At 55.2% G+C, this 20,223-nt stretch carries 18 protein-coding genes; 3 read left to right on the top strand and 15 right to left on the bottom strand.

The features are described 5' to 3' along the window. Positions 1-175: 175 nt before the first annotated feature. Positions 176-2,365 carry a ferric-rhodotorulic acid/ferric-coprogen receptor FhuE gene (gene fhuE, locus IM295_RS06850; RefSeq protein WP_193066443.1) on the top strand — a complete coding sequence of 730 codons (2,190 nt, stop codon included), beginning with the start codon at positions 176-178 and terminating at the stop codon, positions 2,363-2,365. Between the two features lie 71 nt (positions 2,366-2,436). On the opposite strand, the gene ptsG is transcribed toward fhuE, so the two are convergent. From ptsG to yceD, 14 genes are all read right to left on the bottom strand, one after another. Continuing rightward, positions 2,437-3,870: a PTS glucose transporter subunit IIBC gene (gene ptsG, locus IM295_RS06845; RefSeq protein WP_028012724.1), complete on the bottom strand. Its 1,434-nt coding sequence runs from the start codon at positions 3,868-3,870 to the stop codon at positions 2,437-2,439. Between the two features lie 297 nt (positions 3,871-4,167). Continuing rightward, positions 4,168-4,962: a metal-dependent hydrolase gene (locus tag IM295_RS06840; RefSeq protein ID WP_028012723.1), complete on the bottom strand. Its 795-nt coding sequence runs from the start codon at positions 4,960-4,962 to the stop codon at positions 4,168-4,170. A 10-nt stretch (positions 4,963-4,972) separates the two neighbouring features. Continuing rightward, positions 4,973-5,977, bottom strand: a complete 1,005-nt coding sequence (gene holB / locus IM295_RS06835; protein WP_059356874.1) for a DNA polymerase III subunit delta' — start codon at positions 5,975-5,977, stop codon at positions 4,973-4,975. Next, a complete protein-coding gene (gene tmk, locus IM295_RS06830; protein ID WP_041910511.1) occupies positions 5,974-6,615 on the bottom strand; it encodes a dTMP kinase in 642 nt (213 codons plus the stop codon). Before tmk ends, holB begins: the two co-directional genes overlap by 4 nt. Then, complete coding sequence (yceG, locus tag IM295_RS06825; RefSeq protein WP_041910512.1) at positions 6,605-7,627, bottom strand: cell division protein YceG; 1,023 nt, start codon at positions 7,625-7,627, stop codon at positions 6,605-6,607. The genes tmk and yceG overlap by 11 nt, the downstream gene beginning before the upstream one ends. After that, positions 7,624-8,439, bottom strand: a complete 816-nt coding sequence (gene pabC, locus IM295_RS06820; RefSeq protein ID WP_193066442.1) for an aminodeoxychorismate lyase — start codon at positions 8,437-8,439, stop codon at positions 7,624-7,626. The genes yceG and pabC overlap by 4 nt, the downstream gene beginning before the upstream one ends. Before the next feature lie 121 nt (positions 8,440-8,560). Further along, the gene (gene fabF, locus IM295_RS06815; RefSeq protein ID WP_045630098.1) at positions 8,561-9,802 is read right to left on the bottom strand and encodes a beta-ketoacyl-ACP synthase II; all 1,242 of its coding nucleotides are present in this window, start codon (positions 9,800-9,802) and stop codon (positions 8,561-8,563) included. A gap of 91 nt (positions 9,803-9,893) precedes the next feature. Next, a complete protein-coding gene (gene acpP / locus IM295_RS06810; RefSeq protein ID WP_003857954.1) occupies positions 9,894-10,130 on the bottom strand; it encodes an acyl carrier protein in 237 nt (78 codons plus the stop codon). A gap of 154 nt (positions 10,131-10,284) precedes the next feature. Further along, complete coding sequence (gene fabG / locus IM295_RS06805; RefSeq protein ID WP_010429699.1) at positions 10,285-11,019, bottom strand: 3-oxoacyl-ACP reductase FabG; 735 nt, start codon at positions 11,017-11,019, stop codon at positions 10,285-10,287. A gap of 12 nt (positions 11,020-11,031) precedes the next feature. Then, positions 11,032-11,961: an ACP S-malonyltransferase gene (gene fabD, locus IM295_RS06800; RefSeq protein WP_193066441.1), complete on the bottom strand. Its 930-nt coding sequence runs from the start codon at positions 11,959-11,961 to the stop codon at positions 11,032-11,034. 15 nt (positions 11,962-11,976) lie between these two features. Then, the gene (locus IM295_RS06795) at positions 11,977-12,930 is read right to left on the bottom strand and encodes a beta-ketoacyl-ACP synthase III (protein ID WP_041910515.1); all 954 of its coding nucleotides are present in this window, start codon (positions 12,928-12,930) and stop codon (positions 11,977-11,979) included. A 6-nt stretch (positions 12,931-12,936) separates the two neighbouring features. After that, complete coding sequence (gene plsX / locus IM295_RS06790; RefSeq protein WP_028012715.1) at positions 12,937-13,971, bottom strand: phosphate acyltransferase PlsX; 1,035 nt, start codon at positions 13,969-13,971, stop codon at positions 12,937-12,939. Positions 13,972-14,051: 80 nt separating this feature from the next. Then, a complete protein-coding gene (gene rpmF, locus IM295_RS06785) occupies positions 14,052-14,225 on the bottom strand; it encodes a 50S ribosomal protein L32 (protein WP_003857964.1) in 174 nt (57 codons plus the stop codon). A gap of 16 nt (positions 14,226-14,241) precedes the next feature. Next, positions 14,242-14,763 (bottom strand): 23S rRNA accumulation protein YceD, encoded by a 522-nt coding sequence (yceD, locus tag IM295_RS06780; RefSeq protein WP_021240759.1) that lies wholly within the window; start codon positions 14,761-14,763, stop codon positions 14,242-14,244. A gap of 140 nt (positions 14,764-14,903) precedes the next feature. Between yceD and IM295_RS06775 the strand changes: the two genes are divergently transcribed. Then, on the top strand, positions 14,904-15,488 hold the full coding sequence (locus IM295_RS06775) for a nucleoside triphosphate pyrophosphatase (RefSeq protein ID WP_193066440.1): 585 nt from the start codon (positions 14,904-14,906) through the stop codon (positions 15,486-15,488). A 79-nt stretch (positions 15,489-15,567) separates the two neighbouring features. On the opposite strand, the gene rluC is transcribed toward IM295_RS06775, so the two are convergent. After that, on the bottom strand, positions 15,568-16,515 hold the full coding sequence (gene rluC / locus IM295_RS06770; protein WP_028012713.1) for a 23S rRNA pseudouridine(955/2504/2580) synthase RluC: 948 nt from the start codon (positions 16,513-16,515) through the stop codon (positions 15,568-15,570). Between the two features lie 572 nt (positions 16,516-17,087). On the opposite strand from rluC, the gene rne reads away from it, so the two are divergent. After that, positions 17,088-20,195 carry a ribonuclease E gene (gene rne / locus IM295_RS06765; RefSeq protein WP_193066439.1) on the top strand — a complete coding sequence of 1,036 codons (3,108 nt, stop codon included), beginning with the start codon at positions 17,088-17,090 and terminating at the stop codon, positions 20,193-20,195. The last annotated feature ends 28 nt before the right edge of the window (positions 20,196-20,223 follow it).

Here is a 20,223-nt window from a genome sequence, read left to right as displayed (position 1 = left end):
CTTAACGGGCTAAAACATTATTTCAGTTTCGAACGACACATCTGTTTACAGCATTAATGGCAATGCGTATATTTCGCATTTGCATTTTCATGCGCATTTTTAACATAGAAAACGACGTCAGACCGTATTTGTGGGACTGACGCAAACACTCTTCACCGTTCATAAGGGTTTGATAATGTCTTTCATTGATCACACCAGGGATGGGCAACGTCAGCCTGTCGCAACGCCTACGTTGCTGGCAGCCTGTATTGCTATGGCATTGACGCCAGCCGCCGCTTTCGCTGCATCAGCAACCGAAGACACCGTCGTCGTGGATGGAGGTTTTGACAATACGCAGGATCCTTCCGCAAGTCAGGACCGGGATTACAGCGTAAAAACCACCACCACCGGCACAAAGCTGTTGCTGGTTCCCCGTGATATCCCACAGTCCGTTAGCGTCATTAGCCAACAGCGCATGGCCGATCAGAACCTTCAGTCTATCGGCCAGGTGTTAACCAACACGACTGGCGTAACGGCGCAGGTGCAGGACAGCGATCGTACCGTATTTTACTCGCGCGGATTTTTCGTCAGTAACTACGCCTTTGACGACCTGCCAACCTCCATCAGCGAAGTGTGGAACTTCGGCGACACCGCCGCCGATACCGCGATTTACGACCGTATCGAAGTGGTTCGCGGCGCAACCGGGCTGATGTCCGGCACCGGTAACCCGGCGGCGTACGTCAATATGGTGCGTAAGCATGCGGACAGCAATGAGTTTAAAGGCAATGTCTCCGCCAGCTACGGCAGCTGGGACAAACAGCGCTACGTGCTGGATCTCCAGGCACCGCTGGTAGAGTCCGGGAAGGTACGGGGACGCCTGATTACGGGCTATCAGGACAACGACAGCTTCGTGGATAACTACCACTACCGGAAGAAGTTCCTCTACGGCGTGGTGGATGCGGACGTCACTGACAGCACCACCCTCTCTGTAGGGTATGAATATCAGGAAAGCCACACCGCCGATCCAACCTGGGGCGGATTGCCGACCTGGTACAGCGACGGGAGTAAAACCGACTACAATCGCAGCCAGACCGTCGCGCCTGACTGGGCCTACTCAGACAAGGATAGCACCCGCATCTTCGCTAACCTGACCCAGCGTTTCGACAACGGCTGGGAAGCGCACGTCAACGGCATGCACGCGGAGACCAACTTCGACAGCAAGCTGATGTATATGTCCGGCTATCCGGAAAAAGAGACCGGGGCGGGCATGGTTGGCTACGGCGGCTGGAACAGAGGTGAACGCAAACAGGATGCGGTTGATGCCTTCCTGCGCGGCGGCTTCGATCTTTTCGGCCGCCAGCATGAGATGATGTTTGGCGGCAGCTTCAGCCGACAGCGCAACCACTATGACAACAGAATGCCGGATGCGCTGTACGGCATGGTGGACGTGGGGAATTTCAAAAACTGGAACGGAAATATCGCCGATCCGCAGTGGACGCCGTGGAAGCTCTACAGCCAGGACGACATTCGCCAGTCCTCAGCTTACACCTCCGCCCGCTTCTCGCTGGCTGACCCGCTGCACCTGATCCTCGGGGCGCGCTACACCAACTACAACATTCGCTATAACCCGGCGGGCTCTCCTGACACCCGACTGGAAAGCACTGAAGATGACGTAACGCCTTACGCGGGCCTGGTCTACGATATCAACGAAGACTGGTCGACCTACGTCAGCTATACCTCCATCTTCCAGCCGCAGGACAAGCGCGACGCCAGCGGACGTTATCTCGATCCAACCACGGGCAAAAGCTACGAAGCCGGTGTTAAAGCAGACTGGTTTAATACCCGTCTGACCACCTCGCTGGCGATTTTCCGCATCGAGCAGGATAACGTGGCGAGCAACACCTATACCTACATGCCGAGCGGTGAGTCGATTTATGAATCGCTGGACGGCGTGGTCAGCAAAGGGATTGAGTTCGAGCTGAACGGCGCCCTGACCGATAACTGGCAGCTGACGTTCGGCGCGACCCGCTACATTGCGGAAGATAAGAACGGCAGCGCTGTCAGTTCCGATCAGCCGCGCACGACAATGAAGCTGTTTACCCGTTATCAACTGCCAATGCTGCCGGCGCTGACGGTGGGCGGTGGCGTAAACTGGCAGAACAAAGTGTGGACGGATGTGGACGGTGGCCCGGCGGGACAATCCCGCGCAGAGCAAGGCAGCTACGGACTGGTTAACCTGTTCAGCCGCTATCAGGTCACCAAAGATTTTGCTATTCAGGCGAACGTCAACAACCTGTTCGACAAAGAGTATTACGATTACGTCGGCTCTTACGTGGTTTATGGCGCACCGCTGAACGTCTCGGTGAGCGCGAGCTACGACTTCTGAGTGTTGGCACAACAAACCACAGCAATAAAAAAGGCAGCCATTCGGCTGCCTTAGTCTCCCCAGGTCACAGCTTAGCTGTTGCGGATGTACTCATCCATTTCGGTTTTCAGGTTATCGGATTTAGTACCGAAGATAGCCTGAACGCCCGAACCTGCAACAACCACGCCCGCTGCACCCAGTTTTTTCAGACCCGGCTGGTCCACTTTCGCAACGTCGGCAACGCTCACACGCAGACGAGTGATGCACGCGTCCAGGTTAGTGATGTTCTCTTTACCGCCGAACGCAGCAACCAGTGCCGGAGCCATTTCGCTGGTCGCGCCTGCTTTGCTGTCTTCAGTTGCATCTTCACGACCCGGAGTTTTCAGGTCCAGTGCTTTGATCAGCACGCGGAAGATGGTGTAGTAAACAACGGCGTAGCACGCACCCACGATTGGGAACAGCCACAGCTTGCTGCTGTTACCGGACAGAACGATGAAGTCGATCAGGCCGTGAGAGAAGGACGTACCGTCACGCATACCCAGCAGGATACAGATTGGGAACGCCAGGCCAGCCAGTACAGCGTGGATGATGTACAGGATTGGCGCAACGAACATGAAGGAGAACTCGATCGGCTCGGTGATACCGGTCAGGAACGAGGTCAGCGCTGCGGAGATCATGATACCGCCCACTTTTGCACGGTTTTCTGGCTTAGCAGAGTGCCAGATTGCAATCGCAGCAGCCGGCAGGCCGTACATTTTGAACAGGAAGCCACCAGACAGTTTACCTGCAGTTGGGTCACCCGCCATGTAACGTGGGATATCACCGTGGAACACCTGACCTGCTGCGTTGGTGAATTCACCAATCTGCATCTGGAATGGAACGTTCCAGATGTGGTGCAGACCGAATGGCACCAGGCAACGCTCGATGAAGCCGTAGATACCGAACGCGACAACCGGGTTCTGGTAAGCAGCCCACTGAGAGAAGGTCTGGATAGCGGAACCGATCGGTGGCCAGATGAAGGACAGGATCACGCCAGTGAAAATCGCTGCCAGACCAGAGATGATCGGAACGAAACGCTTGCCCGCGAAGAAGCCCAGATACTCAGGCAGCTTGATGCGATAGAAGCGGTTGAACATATACGCTGCAATCGCACCGGAGATGATACCGCCCAGAACACCGGTATCTGCCAGGTGTTTCGCGGCAATCTCTTCTGCCGGTAAATGCAGAACCAGCGGCGCAACCACAGCCATGGTTTTCACCATGATGCCGTAAGCAACCACTGCAGCCAGCGCAGAAACGCCGTCGTTATTGGTGAAGCCCAGCGCCACACCGATAGCGAAGATCAGAGGCATGTTAGCAAAGACGGAACCGCCTGCTTCAGCCATCACATGGGAAACTACGGCTGGCAGCCAGCTGAAGTTAGCAGAACCGACACCCAGCAGGATACCTGCGATAGGCAGTACGGATACTGGCAGCATCAGCGATTTACCGACCTTTTGCAGGTTAGCAAATGCATTCTTAAACATAATTGAGAGTGCTCCTGAGTATTTGTGCTTTTTTTACGCTTTCACGCATTGGCCCGGGGGGAGTACCGTGCCGTGGACAGGACATCTAAGCGCCCTTTATTTATTACACAGAGTAAAATAATTCCCTCTGAGTTTGTTTGACGGCTATCACGTTTCAGCTTAAGACGGTCGAAAAACTTTCAGTAATTTACAAAAAGCATGTCTGGATGTTTCTAAGAACACCGTCACCGCCCCAAATGAGGCGGTGAACTTTACTCGTTTTATTTATTAATTACGAGCCTAAAAAAAACAGGCTTATCAGACGGATTGCAGGCGGGCGGGGTCGATATGGAACAGCGCAGAGAAGTTTTGCGTCGTGACGCGGGCCAGCTCTTCGATACTGACGCCTTTAAGCACGGCCATGTACTCTGCGACGTCTCGCGTCATGGCCGGCTGGTTCTCTTTACCGCGATGCGGTACCGGCGCCAGATACGGAGAGTCTGTTTCCACCAGAATGCGATCGAGCGGGACATAGCGCGCAGCATCACGGAGCTGCTCAGCGTTACGGAACGTCACGATCCCGGAAAACGAAATATAAAACCCCAAATCAAGCAGTTTACCCGCCGTTTCTCTGTCTTCTGTGAAACAGTGTAGTACGCCACCGCAATCCGTCACGTTTTCTTCCCGGAGGATCGCCAGCGTATCGGCGCGCGCATCGCGTGTATGTACGATGACCGGTTTATTCAGTTCGCGGCCGATGCGAATATGGTTGCGGAAAGACGCCTGCTGGCGCGCTTTCGTTTCCGGCGTATAAAAATAGTCCAGCCCGGTTTCACCCATCGCCACGACGCCCGCTTCTGCTGCCAGTCGGCGCAGCTCTTCTACGTCATACTCTTCGTCCTGGTTCAGCGGATGAACGCCGCAGGAGAACACCACGTTATCGCGATCGCCCACCAGCTCACGCATTGAGCGATACCCTGGCAGCGTCGTCGCCACCGCAAGACAAAATTTCACATCGCGGGCAGCGGCTTTCGCCAGCACGTCATCCACGTCGTTGTGCAGGGATTGATAATCCAGGCCATCAAGATGGCAGTGTGAGTCGACTAAAAACATAATGTCTCTCTCAGAGATGGGAAACAGGCGGCGTAACGCCCGGTTGCAGGTAGTGTTCAATACGCAGTAACTGGTCGGTCAGCAAAAGCTCGCGATTAAGACCCGTCACGGTTAAAAGCTGTTCGCGGCTCTCGCAAACATCATGAAGGATAGCGTGCAGAGACGCGCCTGTAAGGCGGCTCGCCAGCATGTTCACGAGGGGCCACGCGTCCGGGTTAGTCAGCAGCGTAGCCCCTTGCTGGATTTTTAGCGCATCGAGCAATAAGGAGGCCAGCCAGTGCAGACGCTCGATGGCCCGATCGCTATTCAGCGCAGGCAGTAAACTCAGCCAGTCCTGGTTGTTAAGTGAAGCCTCAACGGCCCGGCAGAGCGCTTCTCGCTGCGACCAGACGTCAGGCTGTAGTAATGCCAGCGCCGCCGCGGGGGCGCCGCTGCTGAGGCGCAGCGCAGACAACGCACTCTCCTGTGACGTTGTCACCTCTCGCTCAAGCCAGCTTAACGCCCACGATTCCTGAGGCACCGCCAGATGATGGAGACGACAACGGCTGCGCAGCGTCGCCAGTAAACGTCCCGGGTCCCGGCAGGAAAGGAAAAACCACGTCTTTTCCGGCGGCTCTTCCAGGGTTTTAAGCAGCGCGTTCGCCGCCGCCTCGGTAAGCAACGCAGCGTCGTTGAGCCAGACCACTTTTGCCCCGCCCAGACGCGCATGTTCGTACAGTTTCTCGCTGACTTCACGCACGGCATCAATGCCGAGCGCGCTTTTGCCCTTCTCAGGCTCAAGCGTGTAGTAGTCAGGATGCGTGCCGGCCTGCATCAGCTGGCAGCCGCGGCATTTACCGCAGCTTTTATGCCCTTCCGGCTGCTGGCACATCAGAAAACGAGTGATGGCGTAGATCAACGCATCATCCCCCATTCCCGGCAACGCCTGAATCAGTAACGCATGATGCCCCCGACCGGCCTGATAGCTGGCGATCAGCTGTTCAAAGTGCGGGCGCAACCATGGATACCATTTCATGCCTGCTGCTCCTGTAGCCACTGCGTAACGGTCTGTTGAATATCGCGCGTGACGTCGTCCAGAGATTGCGTGGCATCAATGGTACGAATTGCGCTGTCCCGTGCGGCCAGCTCAAGATAGCGCGCGCGCGTGCGGTTAAAGAAATCGAATGACTCTTGCTCAATGCGGTCCAGTTCGCCGCGCGCGCGGGCGCGCCTGAGGCCCACTTCAGGGGTCACATCCAGGTAGAGGGTCAGGTCCGGGCGAAAATCCCCCAGTACGGCATCGCGAAGGGTTGCCAGCATCGCCTGGTCAATACCGCGTCCGCCACCCTGATAGGCCTGAGTCGACAGATCGTGACGGTCGCCGATCACCCACTTGCCGTCGGCCAGCGCAGGTTTAATCACGGTCTCAACCAGCTGGACGCGCGCCGCATAGAACATCAGCACTTCGGCTTTGTCAGTAATAACCTCGTCGCCAACGGATTTAATATCCAGCACCAGGCTGCGCAGTTTCTCCGCCAGCTGAGTACCGCCCGGCTCGCGGGTAAAGACCATGTCAGCGACGCCAAGCGATTTCAGCGTATCCACTACCACGTTACGGGCGGTGGTTTTACCCGCCCCTTCGAGTCCCTCAATGACAATGTATTTACTGCGCATTTTTTTCCTTAAGTGCCTTCAGATAGTCCTGAACAGAGCGATTATGGCTGGCAAGGTTGGTGTTAAAGGTATGCCCCCCTTTTCCATCAGCCACAAAATAGAGGTATGGTGTTTTGGCCGGGTGCGCGGCGGCTTTGAGCGAAGCCTCGCTCGGCGTGGCTATCGGGCCCGGCGGCAAGCCGTTAATCACGTAGGTATTATACGCGGTTGGCGTCTCCAGATCTTTTCTGGAGATCTTACCGGCATAGCTCTCGCCCATGCCGTAGATGACGGTCGGGTCGGTTTGCAGACGCATGCCGATGCGCAGGCGGTTGATAAATACCGACGCGACCCGGTCGCGCTCGGCCGCCACGGCCGTCTCTTTCTCAATGATCGAGGCCATTGTCACAAACTGGTTTTGATCTTGATAAGGCAGCCCGTCCATACGCCCTTCCCAGGCGGAATCAACTGCCTCAACCATCTTTTTGTGTGCCCGTTTAAGAATCGCCACATCGGTCGTGCCCGCCGTATACATCCAGGTGTCTGGCCAGAACCAGCCTTCCACCCACTCAGGATGTTCAAATTTCAGCACCTCGGCGACCGTCTCATAGCGGTCATCTTTGAGCGTGTGCTTGATGTAAGGCGCATCACGCAGCTGCTTGAGGTAATCGCTTAAGCGCATCCCTTCAACAAAGCGCAGCGGGAACTGTGCCTCTTTACCGCTTTCCAGCAGCTGCAGCATCTCTCTGACGGTCATGCCGGGCGTAAAGCGATAGGTACCAGCCTTGAAGTGAGACAATTCAGGCTCGATACGCAATAACCACTGGAACACGCGTGGACGGTTGATGATTTTATCCCCGTAAAGCTGCTCGCCCAGCGCCATCCGCCCGGTACCGGCTTTCAGGGTAAAAATCGTCTCGTCTTTAATCAGGATTTTACTGTCCGCCAGCTGGCGAACCTTCCATACTCCCGCTCCGCCGGCAATACCCAGCGCAACGATCAGGAGAAGGACAAAGCGCAACATTTTCTTCATGACTTTTTGATTTGCTCACATATCGGGGCTAAAAACGTAAAGAGCTCTCGCGAAGACCAGCGCTGTTGACCATACACCTGAACGGGTATAACAGGCATCAGCGCATTGCAGATCACAACTTCATCGGCGGACAGCAGCGCCTCTTCCTTCGCGTTTACTTCGACAACGCGAAAGCCTGCATGTGCCAGCTGTTGCAAACAAAACTGGCGCATGATGCCGTTAACCCCAGCCTGCTCCAGCGAAGGGGTGAAGACCTCACGGCCCTTCCGCCAGAGTAAATTAGCCGCACAGCATTCCGTAATGAACCCTTCGCTGTCAAGGACTAGCGCCTCATCGGCGTCCGTCTGTTCAAGATGAGTACGAATAAGCACCTGTTCAAGGCGGTTAAGATGTTTTATTCCGGCGAGCATAGGGTTTCGCCCCAGCCGTACCGGGCTCAGCGTCAGCGTTATCCCCTCCTCACGCCAGCGCGCATAGTGAGCAGGATACGCTGATACGGAAAGAATACGCGTGGGATGCTGACAGGCGGAACCGCTGTACCCTCGCCCGCCGCTGCCGCGGCTAAGAATAACTTTTAAAACGCCGTTTGTATTACCTGACGCCAGCCGGCGCATCTCGCGCTCGAGAATGTCCCACTGCATGAAGGGAATCAGCAATTTCTCGCAGGCTTTTTGTAAACGACGGATATGGGCGTCAAGCAGGCTCACCTCACCGTCAAGAATACGCGCAGTGGTGAAACAGCCATCGCCAAACTGGATTGCCCTGTCGCTTGCCGGCAGCGTTTCTTGCTCAAGGCCATTAATTAAAAACATGGTGGCTCCTTATGCGTGGAGGCTCAGTCTGGCAGGATGTTAAAAGCCGGACAAGGGGATTTTCCCTAATAAAAAAGGCCCGCTAAGCGGACCTTTTTTTATAGCTTTCGGGCAGTCAGGCTCAGACCTTTTTGAAGATCAGAGAACCATTCGTACCGCCAAAGCCGAAGGAGTTACACAGGGTGTACTCCATACCGCTAACCTGACGCGCTTCGTGCGGAACGAAGTCCAGATCGCAACCTTCATCCGGGTTATCCAGGTTGATGGTTGGCGGCACAGCCTGATCGCGCAGCGCAAGGATAGAGTAGATTGACTCTACTGCACCCGCCGCCCCCAGCAGATGACCGGTCATGGATTTCGTGGAGCTGACCATTACGCGGCTGGCAGCCTCGCCGAAGATAGACTTAACCGCCTGCGCTTCTGCTTTATCGCCTGCAGGCGTAGAAGTGCCGTGCGCGTTAACGTAGCCAATCTGTGCAGGGGTAATACCCGCATCACGGATCGCATTTTCCATCGCCAGCGCAGCACCCGCGCCGTTCTCCGGAGGAGACGTCATGTGATACGCATCGCTGCTCATCCCGAAGCCAACGACTTCAGCATAAATTTTCGCGCCACGTTTTTTCGCATGTTCGTACTCTTCCAGTACGAGCATACCTGCGCCGTCACCCAGCACGAAACCATCGCGGTCTTTATCCCACGGACGGCTCGCCGCCTGAGGGTTATCGTTACGGGTAGAGAGCGCACGCGCTGCGCCGAAACCACCAACACCCAGTGGGGTACTGGCTTTTTCAGCACCGCCCGCAACCATAGCATCTGCATCGCCGTACGCAATGATACGCGCGGCCTGGCCGATGTTATGTACGCCAGACGTACACGCGGTAGCGATAGAGATGCTTGGCCCACGCAGGCCGAACATAATGGTCAGGTGACCTGCCACCATGTTAACAATCGTGGACGGAACGAAGAACGGGCTGATCTTACGCGGTCCGCCATTCATCAGCGATGTATGGTTTTCCTCGATCAGGCCAAGACCACCAATCCCGGAGCCGATAGCGGCGCCGATACGGGTTGCGTTCTCTTCCGTAATCTCAAGGCCAGAATCCTGCATGGCCTGAACGCCAGCGACAATTCCATATTGAATGAAGGCATCCATCTTGCGCTGTTCTTTGCGCGAGATGATCTCTTCACAGTTAAAATCCTTTACTAAGCCAGCAAATTTCGTTGCATAGGCGCTAGTATCGAAATGGTCGATTAGGCTGATGCCGCTCTGACCGGCAAGGAGAGCTTTCCAGGTGGACTCTACGGTATTGCCGACAGGAGACAACATGCCAAGTCCGGTCACAACTACACGACGCTTAGACACGTTTGTCCTCCAGGGAGGGATAAAAAAAGAGATACGTGGGACTAAAAAAGATAAAACTCAGGCGGTCGAATGACCGCCTGGAGATGTTCACTTACGCCTGGTGGCCGTTGATGTAATCAATGGCAGCCTGAACGGTGGTGATTTTCTCAGCTTCTTCGTCCGGAATCTCAGTATCAAACTCTTCTTCCAGAGCCATTACCAGCTCAACGGTGTCAAGAGAATCTGCGCCCAGGTCTTCAACGAAGGAAGCGGAGTTCACAACTTCTTCCTGCTTAACGCCCAGCTGTTCGCCGATAATTTTCTTAACGCGTTCTTCGATAGTGCTCATACTCTTAAATTTCCTATCAAAACTCGCTTTCGCGATGGTTTTCGTAGTGTATAAAATGTTGAAAAATTTGCAACTAAATCCCGGCAGGTCTTACCACGATTTTACGTTATTTTGAGGCCATTTGCCCTAATAACGCAAATATTTTCGATCGTGATTAAACCATGTACATCCCGCCGTTGACGTGGAGGGTCTCACCAGTGATGTAACCCGCTTCGTCAGAGGCTAAAAATGCAACCGCACTGGCGATTTCTTTAGGGTCGCCAAGACGACCCGCCGGAACTGCCGCCAGCGTACCCGCACGCTGATCATCAGTCAGCGCACGCGTCATGTCCGTTTCAATAAAGCCCGGAGCAACAACGTTTACAGTAATCCCGCGGGACGCGACTTCACGCGCCAGCGACTTACTGAAACCGATCAGACCTGCTTTCGCCGCAGCGTAGTTAGCCTGACCAGCATTTCCCATGGTACCAACCACAGAACCAACAGTGATAATACGACCATGACGCTTTTTCATCATAGCGCGCATTACCGCTTTTGACAGACGGAATACAGATGACAGGTTGGTTTCGATAATATCGTTCCACTCATCATCTTTCATTCGCATCAGCAGGTTGTCGCGAGTGATCCCGGCATTATTGACCAGAATATCCACTTCACCAAACTCTGCGCGAATATTTTCCAGAACAGATTCGATAGATGCAGGTTCGGTCACATTCAGTACCAGACCTTTACCGTTCGCACCCAGATACTCGCTGATGGCCTGAGCGCCATTCTCGCTGGTTGCTGTACCAATCACCTTCGCGCCGCGCGCGACCAGTGTTTCAGCAATTGCACGCCCGATACCGCGGCTTGCGCCAGTAACCAGGGCAATTTTTCCTTCAAAACTCATGGTATTCCTCTTTTATTGCGAGAGTGCCGCTGACATCGCTTCCGGCTCGTTAATCGCCGAGGCAGTCAGGGTGTCAACAATACGTTTCGTCAGACCGGTGAGGACTTTACCAGGACCGACTTCATAAAGGTGCTCAACGCCCTGCGAGGCCATAAACTCAACGGTTTTGGTCCACTGTACCGGGCTATAGAGCTGGCGAACCAGTGCGTCACGGATAGCTTCCGGCGCGGTTTCGCATTTCACATCGACGTTGTTCACAACGGAAATCGTCGGTGCGTTAAAGGTAATTTTTTCCAGCTCAGCCGCCAGTTTCTCGGCTGCGGGCTTCATCAGTGCGCAGTGAGACGGTACGCTGACCGGCAGCGGCAGTGCGCGTTTGGCGCCCGCGGCTTTACAGGCAGCACCGGCACGTTCAACGGCTTCTTTATGACCAGCAATAACAACCTGGCCCGGCGAGTTGAAGTTAACCGGGGAAACCACCTGCCCTTCAGCAGATTCTTCACACGCTTTTGCAATCGCGGCATCACCCAGACCAATAATGGCAGACATGCCACCCGTTCCTTCTGGCACCGCTTCCTGCATGAATTTACCGCGCAGTTCTACCAGGCGCACCGCGTCAGAAAACGCAATCACACCGGCGCACACCAGCGCAGAGTATTCACCCAGGCTATGGCCCGCGAGCAGCGCTGGCGCTTTACCGCCCTGCTGCTGCCATACGCGCCACAGCGCAACGGACGCAGTCAGCAACGCTGGCTGAGTTTGCCAGGTTTTGTTCAGCTCTTCGGCCGGACCCTGTTGGGTCAGCGCCCACAGATCATAACCCAGCGCATCAGAAGCTTCACGAAAAGTCTCTTCAATGACCGGGTAGTTTGCTGCCATTTCAGACAACATCCCAACGGTTTGAGAACCCTGGCCCGGGAACACAAAAGCAAATTGCGTCATTTTTTATTCCTTATACTAGAAACGAACCAGCGCGGAACCCCAGGTGAACCCGCCACCGAAGGCTTCAAGCAAGACCAGTTGGCCCCGTTTGATTCGTCCGTCGCGTACCGCTTCATCAAATGCGCACGGTACCGACGCCGCAGAGGTGTTGCCGTGACGATCCAGCGTCACCACAACGTTATCCATCGACATGCCCAGCTTTTTAGCGGTAGCGCTGATGATACGCAGGTTCGCCTGATGCGGCACCAGCCAGTCGAGCGCGGTGCGTTCAAGGTTATTTGCTTCCAGCGTCTCATCGACAATGTGCGCAAGCTCGGTCACCGCCACCTTGAACACCTCGTTACCCGCCATGGTCAGGTAGATGGAGCTGTCCGGATTAACGCGATCGGCGTTAGGCAGCGTTAACAGCTCGCCGTAGCGGCCATCGGCATGCAGATGCGTGGAGATGATACCCGGCTCTTCGGACTGCCCCAGCAGCACCGCACCGGCACCATCACCGAAAATAATGATTGTTCCGCGATCGGTTGGATCGCAGGTACGCGCCAAAACGTCAGCACCGATAACCAGCGCATATTTGACGGAGCCAGATTTAACATACTGATCGGCAATGCTCAGCGCGTAGGTGAAACCTGCGCACGCGGCGGCAACGTCAAACGCCGGGCAGCCTTTAATACCGAGCATGTTTTGCACCTGACACGCCGCGCTTGGGAAAGCATGCGTGGCAGACGTCGTGGCAACCACGATCAAGCCAATCTCTTCTTTATCGATACCCGCCATTTCGATAGCGCGCTGTGCGGCTTCGTAACCCATGGTGGACACGGTTTCGTCTGGCGCGGCGATACGACGTTCACGGATACCTGTGCGCGTGACAATCCACTCGTCAGACGTATCTACCATTTTTTCCAGATCGGCGTTGGTACGCACTTGTTTTGGCAGGTAGCTGCCGGTACCTAAAATCTTCGTATACATGTACGCTCAGTCACTTTTAGCTAATACAGATTCCAGGCGAGCGGCAATCCGCTGAGGGACTTGTCGCTGCACCGCCTGCACTGCCTGTTCAATGGCGACAGAAAATGCTCGCTGATTGGCGGCGCCATGACTCTTAATCACGATGCCGCGCAATCCTAACAGACAGGCGCCATTATACTGGTCGGGGTTGAGGTGACTGAATCGCCGCGTCAGGCTCTTTTGTAACCAACGCTTCAATAAAATCAACCACCAGGCGCTTTTTTTGCCTTCTCCCTGAGATTTCAGCAGAGAAAGGAACATGCGCACGACCCCTTCCATGGTCTTCAACGTTACGTTTCCGGTGAAGCCATCGCACACCAGAACATCCGTTTTTCCCGTCAGCAACTCATTGGCTTCGAGATAACCAATATAGTTGATGGAGGGAACCTGTTTGAGCATTTCAGCAGCGTCGCGAATGCTGTCCAGGCCTTTGGTCTCTTCTTCACCAATATTCAATAACGCAACGCGGGGATTGTTGATCCCGACCACGTCTTCTGCCAGCACCGACCCCATCACGGCGAACTGAGCCAGCATGGTACTATCACAATCCACGTTAGCGCCCAAATCGAGCACCACCGTTTTCCCCTTCTGCTGATGCGGTAACACCGTCACCAGCGCCGGGCGCTCAATGCCCTCAATCGGCTTGAGCAGTAATTTCGACAGCCCCATCAGCGCGCCGGTATTGCCGGCGCTGACGCAAGCCTGCGCTCGCCCTTCTTTTACCAACTCCAGCGCCATGCGCATAGAGCTGCCACGGCTATTACGAATCGCCTGCGAGGGGCGTGCATCACTGGCAATAACTGACTGCGCAGGAATAATCTGCAGACGCGAACGTTGTTCAAAGTCAGCTTTTGCAAGTAATGGCGTGATTGTGTCGGGATTGCCGACTAAAAGAAGTGTGAGTTGCGAATTAGAATTCAGTGCCTGCAATGCTGCAGGCACTGTCACGGAAGGGCCAAAATCTCCCCCCATGACATCTAACGCCAGGGTTAGACGTGTCAAGGTATCGTCGCAGCCTGGTTCGGTAACTTCCCCGTTTGCACGGGGAAATCCTCACTAAGCCTAATCACGCTTTCGCGCGATTACTTAGTGATAACCTTGCGGCCGCGGTAGAAACCGTCAGCGGTGATGTGGTGACGCAGGTGTTTCTCACCAGAAGTCTTGTCTACAGACAGGCTGGTAACTGCAGTCAGCGCGTCATGGGAACGACGCATGCCACGTTTGGAACGGGTTGGTTTATTCTGTTGTACGGCCATGGACCTTACTCCTCAATTACTTACGCTTTAAGCTGGCTAATACGGCAAATGGGTTTGGTTTTTGCGCTTCATCAGGCAGTTCCCCAAAGACCATGTCCGCCTCGGACACTTCACAGTGTTCAGAATCATGCACCGGAACAACTGGCAAGGAGAGGATGATTTCATCTTCAACCAGAGCCAGAAGATCGATTTCACCGAATTCGTTAACCTCAATCGGCTCATACGCTTCCGGGAGTGCTTCAGCCTGTTCGTCAGAACGAACCGGACTGAAACAATACGTTGTGTGAACATGCTGTACAAACGGTTTCCCGCAACGCTGACACTCGAGCGTTACCGTTACCTTTGCATCACCGGTTAAAACGGCGAGACGCTGGTTGTCGATAGCGAACGACATGGAGCATTCTACATCACTGTCCACACTGACTACAGATTCGGCAATACGCTCGGCCTGATCGGAAGTATAGATACCTTCGTAATCGAGGCGTTTTTGAGCCGTACGAACCGGATCAAGAGTCAGGGGTAATTTTACCTTTTGCATAGGGCGCGCATATTAACTTTGTAACGTCATAGAGTCAAAGAAAAAGGCAACCAGAGCTGCCTTTTGCCAATTATTCGCACACATTGCGGCCTGTAGTTTAAAATGGCTGGCATCGATACGCTATATCTGGTGATAAAAATATGCCAAATCTCGTCCTTGCTTCCACTTCTCCCTACCGTCGAACGCTGCTGGAAAAGCTCGGGATCCCGTTTGAATGCGCCGCACCGGACGTTGATGAGACGCCGCAGCCGGGTGAATCACCGCGTCATCTGGTAACGCGTCTCGCTAAGGAGAAAGCGCAATCGCTGGTCGCACGTTATCCTGCACATTTGATTATAGGCTCCGATCAGGTTTGCGTGCTGGACGGCGAAATCACCGGCAAGCCCCATACGGAGGAGAATGCCTGCCAGCAGCTTCTGCGTGCGCGGGGCACTATCGTGACCTTTTACACGGGCCTGGCGCTCTATAACTCCGCCTCCGGCCATCTGCAAACCGAATGCGAGCCGTTCGATGTGCACTTCCGCCATCTTAGCGAGCAGGAGATTATGGACTACGTGCGCCGGGAACGTCCGCTGAACTGCGCAGGAAGCTTCAAAAGTGAGGGGCTGGGAATTGCGCTGTTCGACAAGCTGGGCGGTCGGGATCCGAACACATTGGTGGGATTGCCGCTGATTGCCTTGTGCCAGATGTTACGGCGAGAAGAGTGTAATCCGCTGGTCGTGTAAGTTATACCCAGCGGCGCTTCGCTTGCATGGGCCTACGGGTTTCGTAGGCCGGGTAAGCGCAGCGCCACCCGGCACCTAATCAGCCGCGCAGAACCTTCAGGCAGCGTTTCAACTGCTCATCCAGCGGCGCTTCAATACGGATAACTTCCCCGGTATTAGGATGGGTAAACTTCAACGCTGCCGCATGCAGGAACAGACGCGACAGGCCCGTGCCCGCCAGTTGCTTATCGAACTCGCGATCGCCGTAGCGGTCATCAAACGCAATCGGATGGCCCGCAAACTGGGTATGCACGCGAATCTGATGGGTACGCCCCGTCACCGGGCTGCAGCGCACCAGCGTGGCAAACTCGTAGCGCTCTTCAACCTTAAAGCGCGTCTCAGACGGTTTCCCTTCCTGGCTCACGCGCACAATGCGCTCGCCGCTTTGCAGAATGTTCTTCAGCAGCGGGGCCTGCACCACCTTCACATGGGACTGCCACTGACCGCGCACCAGCGCCAGATAATCTTTCTGCATGCCCTTTTCACGCAGCTGCTCGTGCAGGGAACGCAGCGCTGAACGCTTTTTCGCTACCAGCAGCACGCCTGAGGTATCACGGTCCAGGCGGTGAACCAGTTCGAGGAAACGGGCTTCAGGACGCAGCGCACGTAACCCTTCAATCACGCCGAAGCTCAGACCGCTACCACCGTGGACCGCGGTACCCGATGGCTTATTCAGCACCAGAATATGATCGTCCTCATAAAGGATGACATCGCTCAGGGCCGCGACTTTTTGCAGCTTCGGCGAAACCACCTCTTCTTCACGTTCAGCCACGCGCACCGGTGGAATACGCACTTCATCACCGGCTTCGAGCTTATACTCAGGCTTCACGCGTTTTTTATTCACCCGCACCTCGCCCTTACGCAGGATGCGGTAAATCATACTCTTTGGCACGCCCTTCAGTTGGGTGCGCAAGAAGTTATCGATGCGTTGCCCCGCGTAGTCATCCGCGATAGCAACCATTTTTACGGCTGGAGTCTCTGTTTTCATGGTTGGCGATTCTAAATATCGTCAGCCATTAGCGCCACTCATTTTTCTATGCTTATATTTACTTTTATCCGGCCTGCGAACCGTTTCACGCAATCGATTTGGTGGTTATTAAACCAATCACCACCTTGAGGTGAAGAAACTGTGAGTAACCGGGTGATAATTGGTAAAAGTCATCTTGCTATAACCCGGCGAGCAGTGGAATAATGGGGCTGTTTTCCGCGTTAAATCCGGGTTTTGTAAGGATGTCGACGGAATGACCAATTTTGTCTGACCGATCATCCACGCAGCAATGGCGTAAGACGTATTGATCTTTCAGGCAGTTAGCGGGCTGCGGGTTGCAGTACTTCCCGGTATAAGGATTGTTCTCTGGAGAGTTCTACCCAGGCAATTCCCCTGATAATTGCGCTGTGTTTCCGTATGAAATACAGGCAACCGACACTCTGCGCCTCTTAAGCGAGCGACAACCGTGAGGTTGGCGACGTGAACAGACACGAGGCCATCGGTTCATACCCCGGAAAGCGTCACCTTGCCCGCAGCTTTGTCGTCAATGTAAGAATAACGAGTAAGTTACGATGAAAAGAATGTTAATCAACGCAACTCAGCAAGAAGAGTTGCGTGTCGCCCTTGTGGATGGGCAGCGCCTGTACGATCTGGATATCGAAAGTCCTGGACACGAACAGAAAAAAGCGAACATTTACAAAGGTAAAATCACCCGCATTGAACCAAGCCTTGAAGCTGCATTTGTCGATTACGGTGCTGAGCGTCATGGCTTCCTCCCTCTGAAAGAAATCGCCCGCGAATATTTCCCTGCAAACTACAACGCCCATGGCCGCCCAAACATCAAAGATGTTCTGCGTGAAGGTCAGGAAGTTATCGTTCAGATTGATAAAGAAGAGCGCGGCAACAAGGGTGCCGCACTGACCACCTTTATCAGCCTGGCGGGGAGCTATCTGGTGCTGATGCCAAACAACCCGCGCGCGGGGGGCATCTCTCGCCGTATCGAAGGTGATGACCGTACCGAGCTGAAAGAAGCGCTGGCAAGCCTTGAGCTGCCGGATGGCATGGGGCTTATCGTGCGTACCGCGGGCGTGGGCAAATCTGCCGAAGCGCTGCAGTGGGACCTGAGCTTCCGTCTGAAGCACTGGGAAGCTATCCAGAAAGCCGCAGAAAGCCGCCCTGCTCCGTTCCTGATCCACCAGGAAAGCAACGTTATCGTGCGTGCCTTCCGTGATTACCTGCGTCAGGACATCGGTGAGATTCTGATCGATAACCCGAAAGTGCTTGAGCTGGCTCGCCAGCACATAGCCGCGCTGGGTCGTCCGGATTTCACCAGCAAAATTAAACTGTACACCGGTGAAATCCCGCTGTTCAGCCACTATCAGATCGAATCCCAGATCGAGTCCGCCTTCCAGCGTGAAGTGCGCCTGCCGTCTGGCGGTTCTATCGTTATCGATACCACCGAAGCGCTGACCGCTATCGACATCAACTCCGCGCGTGCAACCCGCGGCGGGGACATCGAAGAGACGGCCTTCAACACCAACCTTGAAGCCGCTGATGAAATCGCCCGCCAGCTCCGCCTGCGCGACCTGGGCGGTCTGATTGTTATCGACTTCATCGACATGACCCCTGTTCGCCACCAGCGCGCGGTTGAAAACCGCCTGCGTGAAGCGGTGCGTCAGGATCGCGCGCGTATCCAGATTAGCCACATCTCGCGCTTCGGCCTGCTGGAGATGTCCCGCCAGCGTCTGAGCCCGTCGCTGGGTGAGTCCAGCCATCACGTCTGCCCGCGCTGCTCCGGCACCGGCACCGTGCGTGATAACGAATCGCTGTCTCTCTCTATCCTGCGTCTGATTGAAGAAGAAGCGCTGAAAGAGAACACCAAAGAGGTTCACGCCATTGTGCCTGTGCCGATTGCCTCCTACCTGCTGAACGAAAAACGTGCAGCGGTCAGCGCAATCGAAGCGCGTCAGGGCGGCGTTCGCTGCATCATCGTGCCAAACGACCAGATGGAAACCCCGCACTATCACGTGCTGCGTGTCCGTAAGGGCGAAGAGACCAGCACCCTCAGCTACCTGCTGCCGAAGCTGCATGAAGAAGAGATGGCGCTGCCTTCCGATGAAGAACCTGCCGAGCGCAAACTGCCAGAGCAGCCTGCGTTAGCGACCTTCATTATGCCTGAAGCACCACCGGAAGCGGCGCTGGAAAAACCTGCAGCCAAACCGGCGGCGCAGAAACCAGAAGCAACGGCAGTGAAAGCCCAGCCGGCGCAACCGGGTCTGCTGAGCCGCTTCTTCGGCGCGCTGAAGAAGATGTTTGCGGGTGAAGAAGTTCAGCCAGAGCAGCCGAAAGAAGAACCTAAAGCAGCCAAACCTGAACGTCAGCAGGACCGTCGCAAGCGTCAGAACAACCGCCGCGATCGTAACGACCGCAGCGACCGTAACGAGCGTCGTGACAGCCGTTCAGACAATAATGAAAGCCGTGAGCAGCGCGAAGACAACCGTCGCAACCGTCGCGAGAAACAGCAGCAGAATGTTGAAGATCGTGAAATTCGCCAGCAGGCGGGCGATGAGTCTGAGAAGAGCAAACAGCGCGACGAGCAGCAGCCACGCCGCGAACGCAACCGTCGTCGTAACGACGAGAAGCGTCAGGCGCAGCAGGAAGTTAAAAACCTGAACCGCGAAGAGCCCGCTGAGCAGCAGGACGGCGAGCAGGAAGAACGTACTCAGGTGATGCCTCGTCGTAAGCAGCGCCAGCTGGCACAGAAAGTGCGCGTTGGTGCGGCTCCGGTAGAAGAAACCACCGTAGTTACGGCTGAAGCGGCAGAAACCGCAACAGGCACCCAGGTTGCAAAAGTTGACCTGCCAGCCGTCGTGGACAATAACGTTGAGCAGGATGAAAACGGTGAAAACCGTGACAACGCAGGTATGCCGCGTCGCTCCCGCCGTTCTCCGCGTCATCTGCGCGTGAGTGGCCAGCGTCGTCGTCGCTACCGTGACGAGCGTTATCCGACTCAGTCTCCAATGCCGTTGACCGTGGCGTGCGCGTCACCAGAAATGGCATCCGGCAAAGTCTGGATCCGTTATCCGGTCGCTCGCCTGGAGCAGGCTGTTGAAGAGCAGGCTGTGACCGAAGAGGTGATTGCTCCTGTAGCAGCGGTTGAAGATGCTGTGACCGAAGCAGCAACCGTGGTTGAACCTCAGGTTGTTGAAGCGGCAGAACCACACGCAGTGGACGTCGAAACCACCCATCCTGAAGTGATTGCCGCGCCGGTTGATGCCGCACCGCAGATTATCGCCGAAGAAGATGTCGTGGTGGCTGAGGAAGTCGCTGAAGAGGCTGAACCTGTAGCCGCAGTGGAAGAAGCCGCTGAAACCGTCGTCGAAACCACCACTGAAGAAATCGTTCAGGACGTTGAGATTCAGGTTGAACCGGTTGTTGAAGAAGCGAAAGCGCCTGAAGTGGAGCCAGAGTCGGTTAAGGTTGTTGCCGCTCCTGCGCCTGCTCACGTTGCGACAGCGCCGATGACGCGCGCTCCGGCACCAGAGTATGTGCCTGAAGCACCGCGTCACAGCGACTGGGTTCGCCCGGCGTTCAGCTTTGACGGTAAAGGCGCTGCAGGCGGTCACAGTGCAACGCATCAGGCGACTGCACCAGCGACGCGTCCGCAGTCTGTCGAATAACGACGCAGAAAGTAAAAAGCCGACCTTC

This window comes from Enterobacter cloacae complex sp. P14RS (assembly GCF_014895895.1).
GTDB lineage: Bacteria > Pseudomonadota > Gammaproteobacteria > Enterobacterales > Enterobacteriaceae > Enterobacter > Enterobacter bugandensis.
Note: the sequence above shows the minus strand (reverse complement) of the source record. Positions and strands in the feature narration are given on the sequence as shown.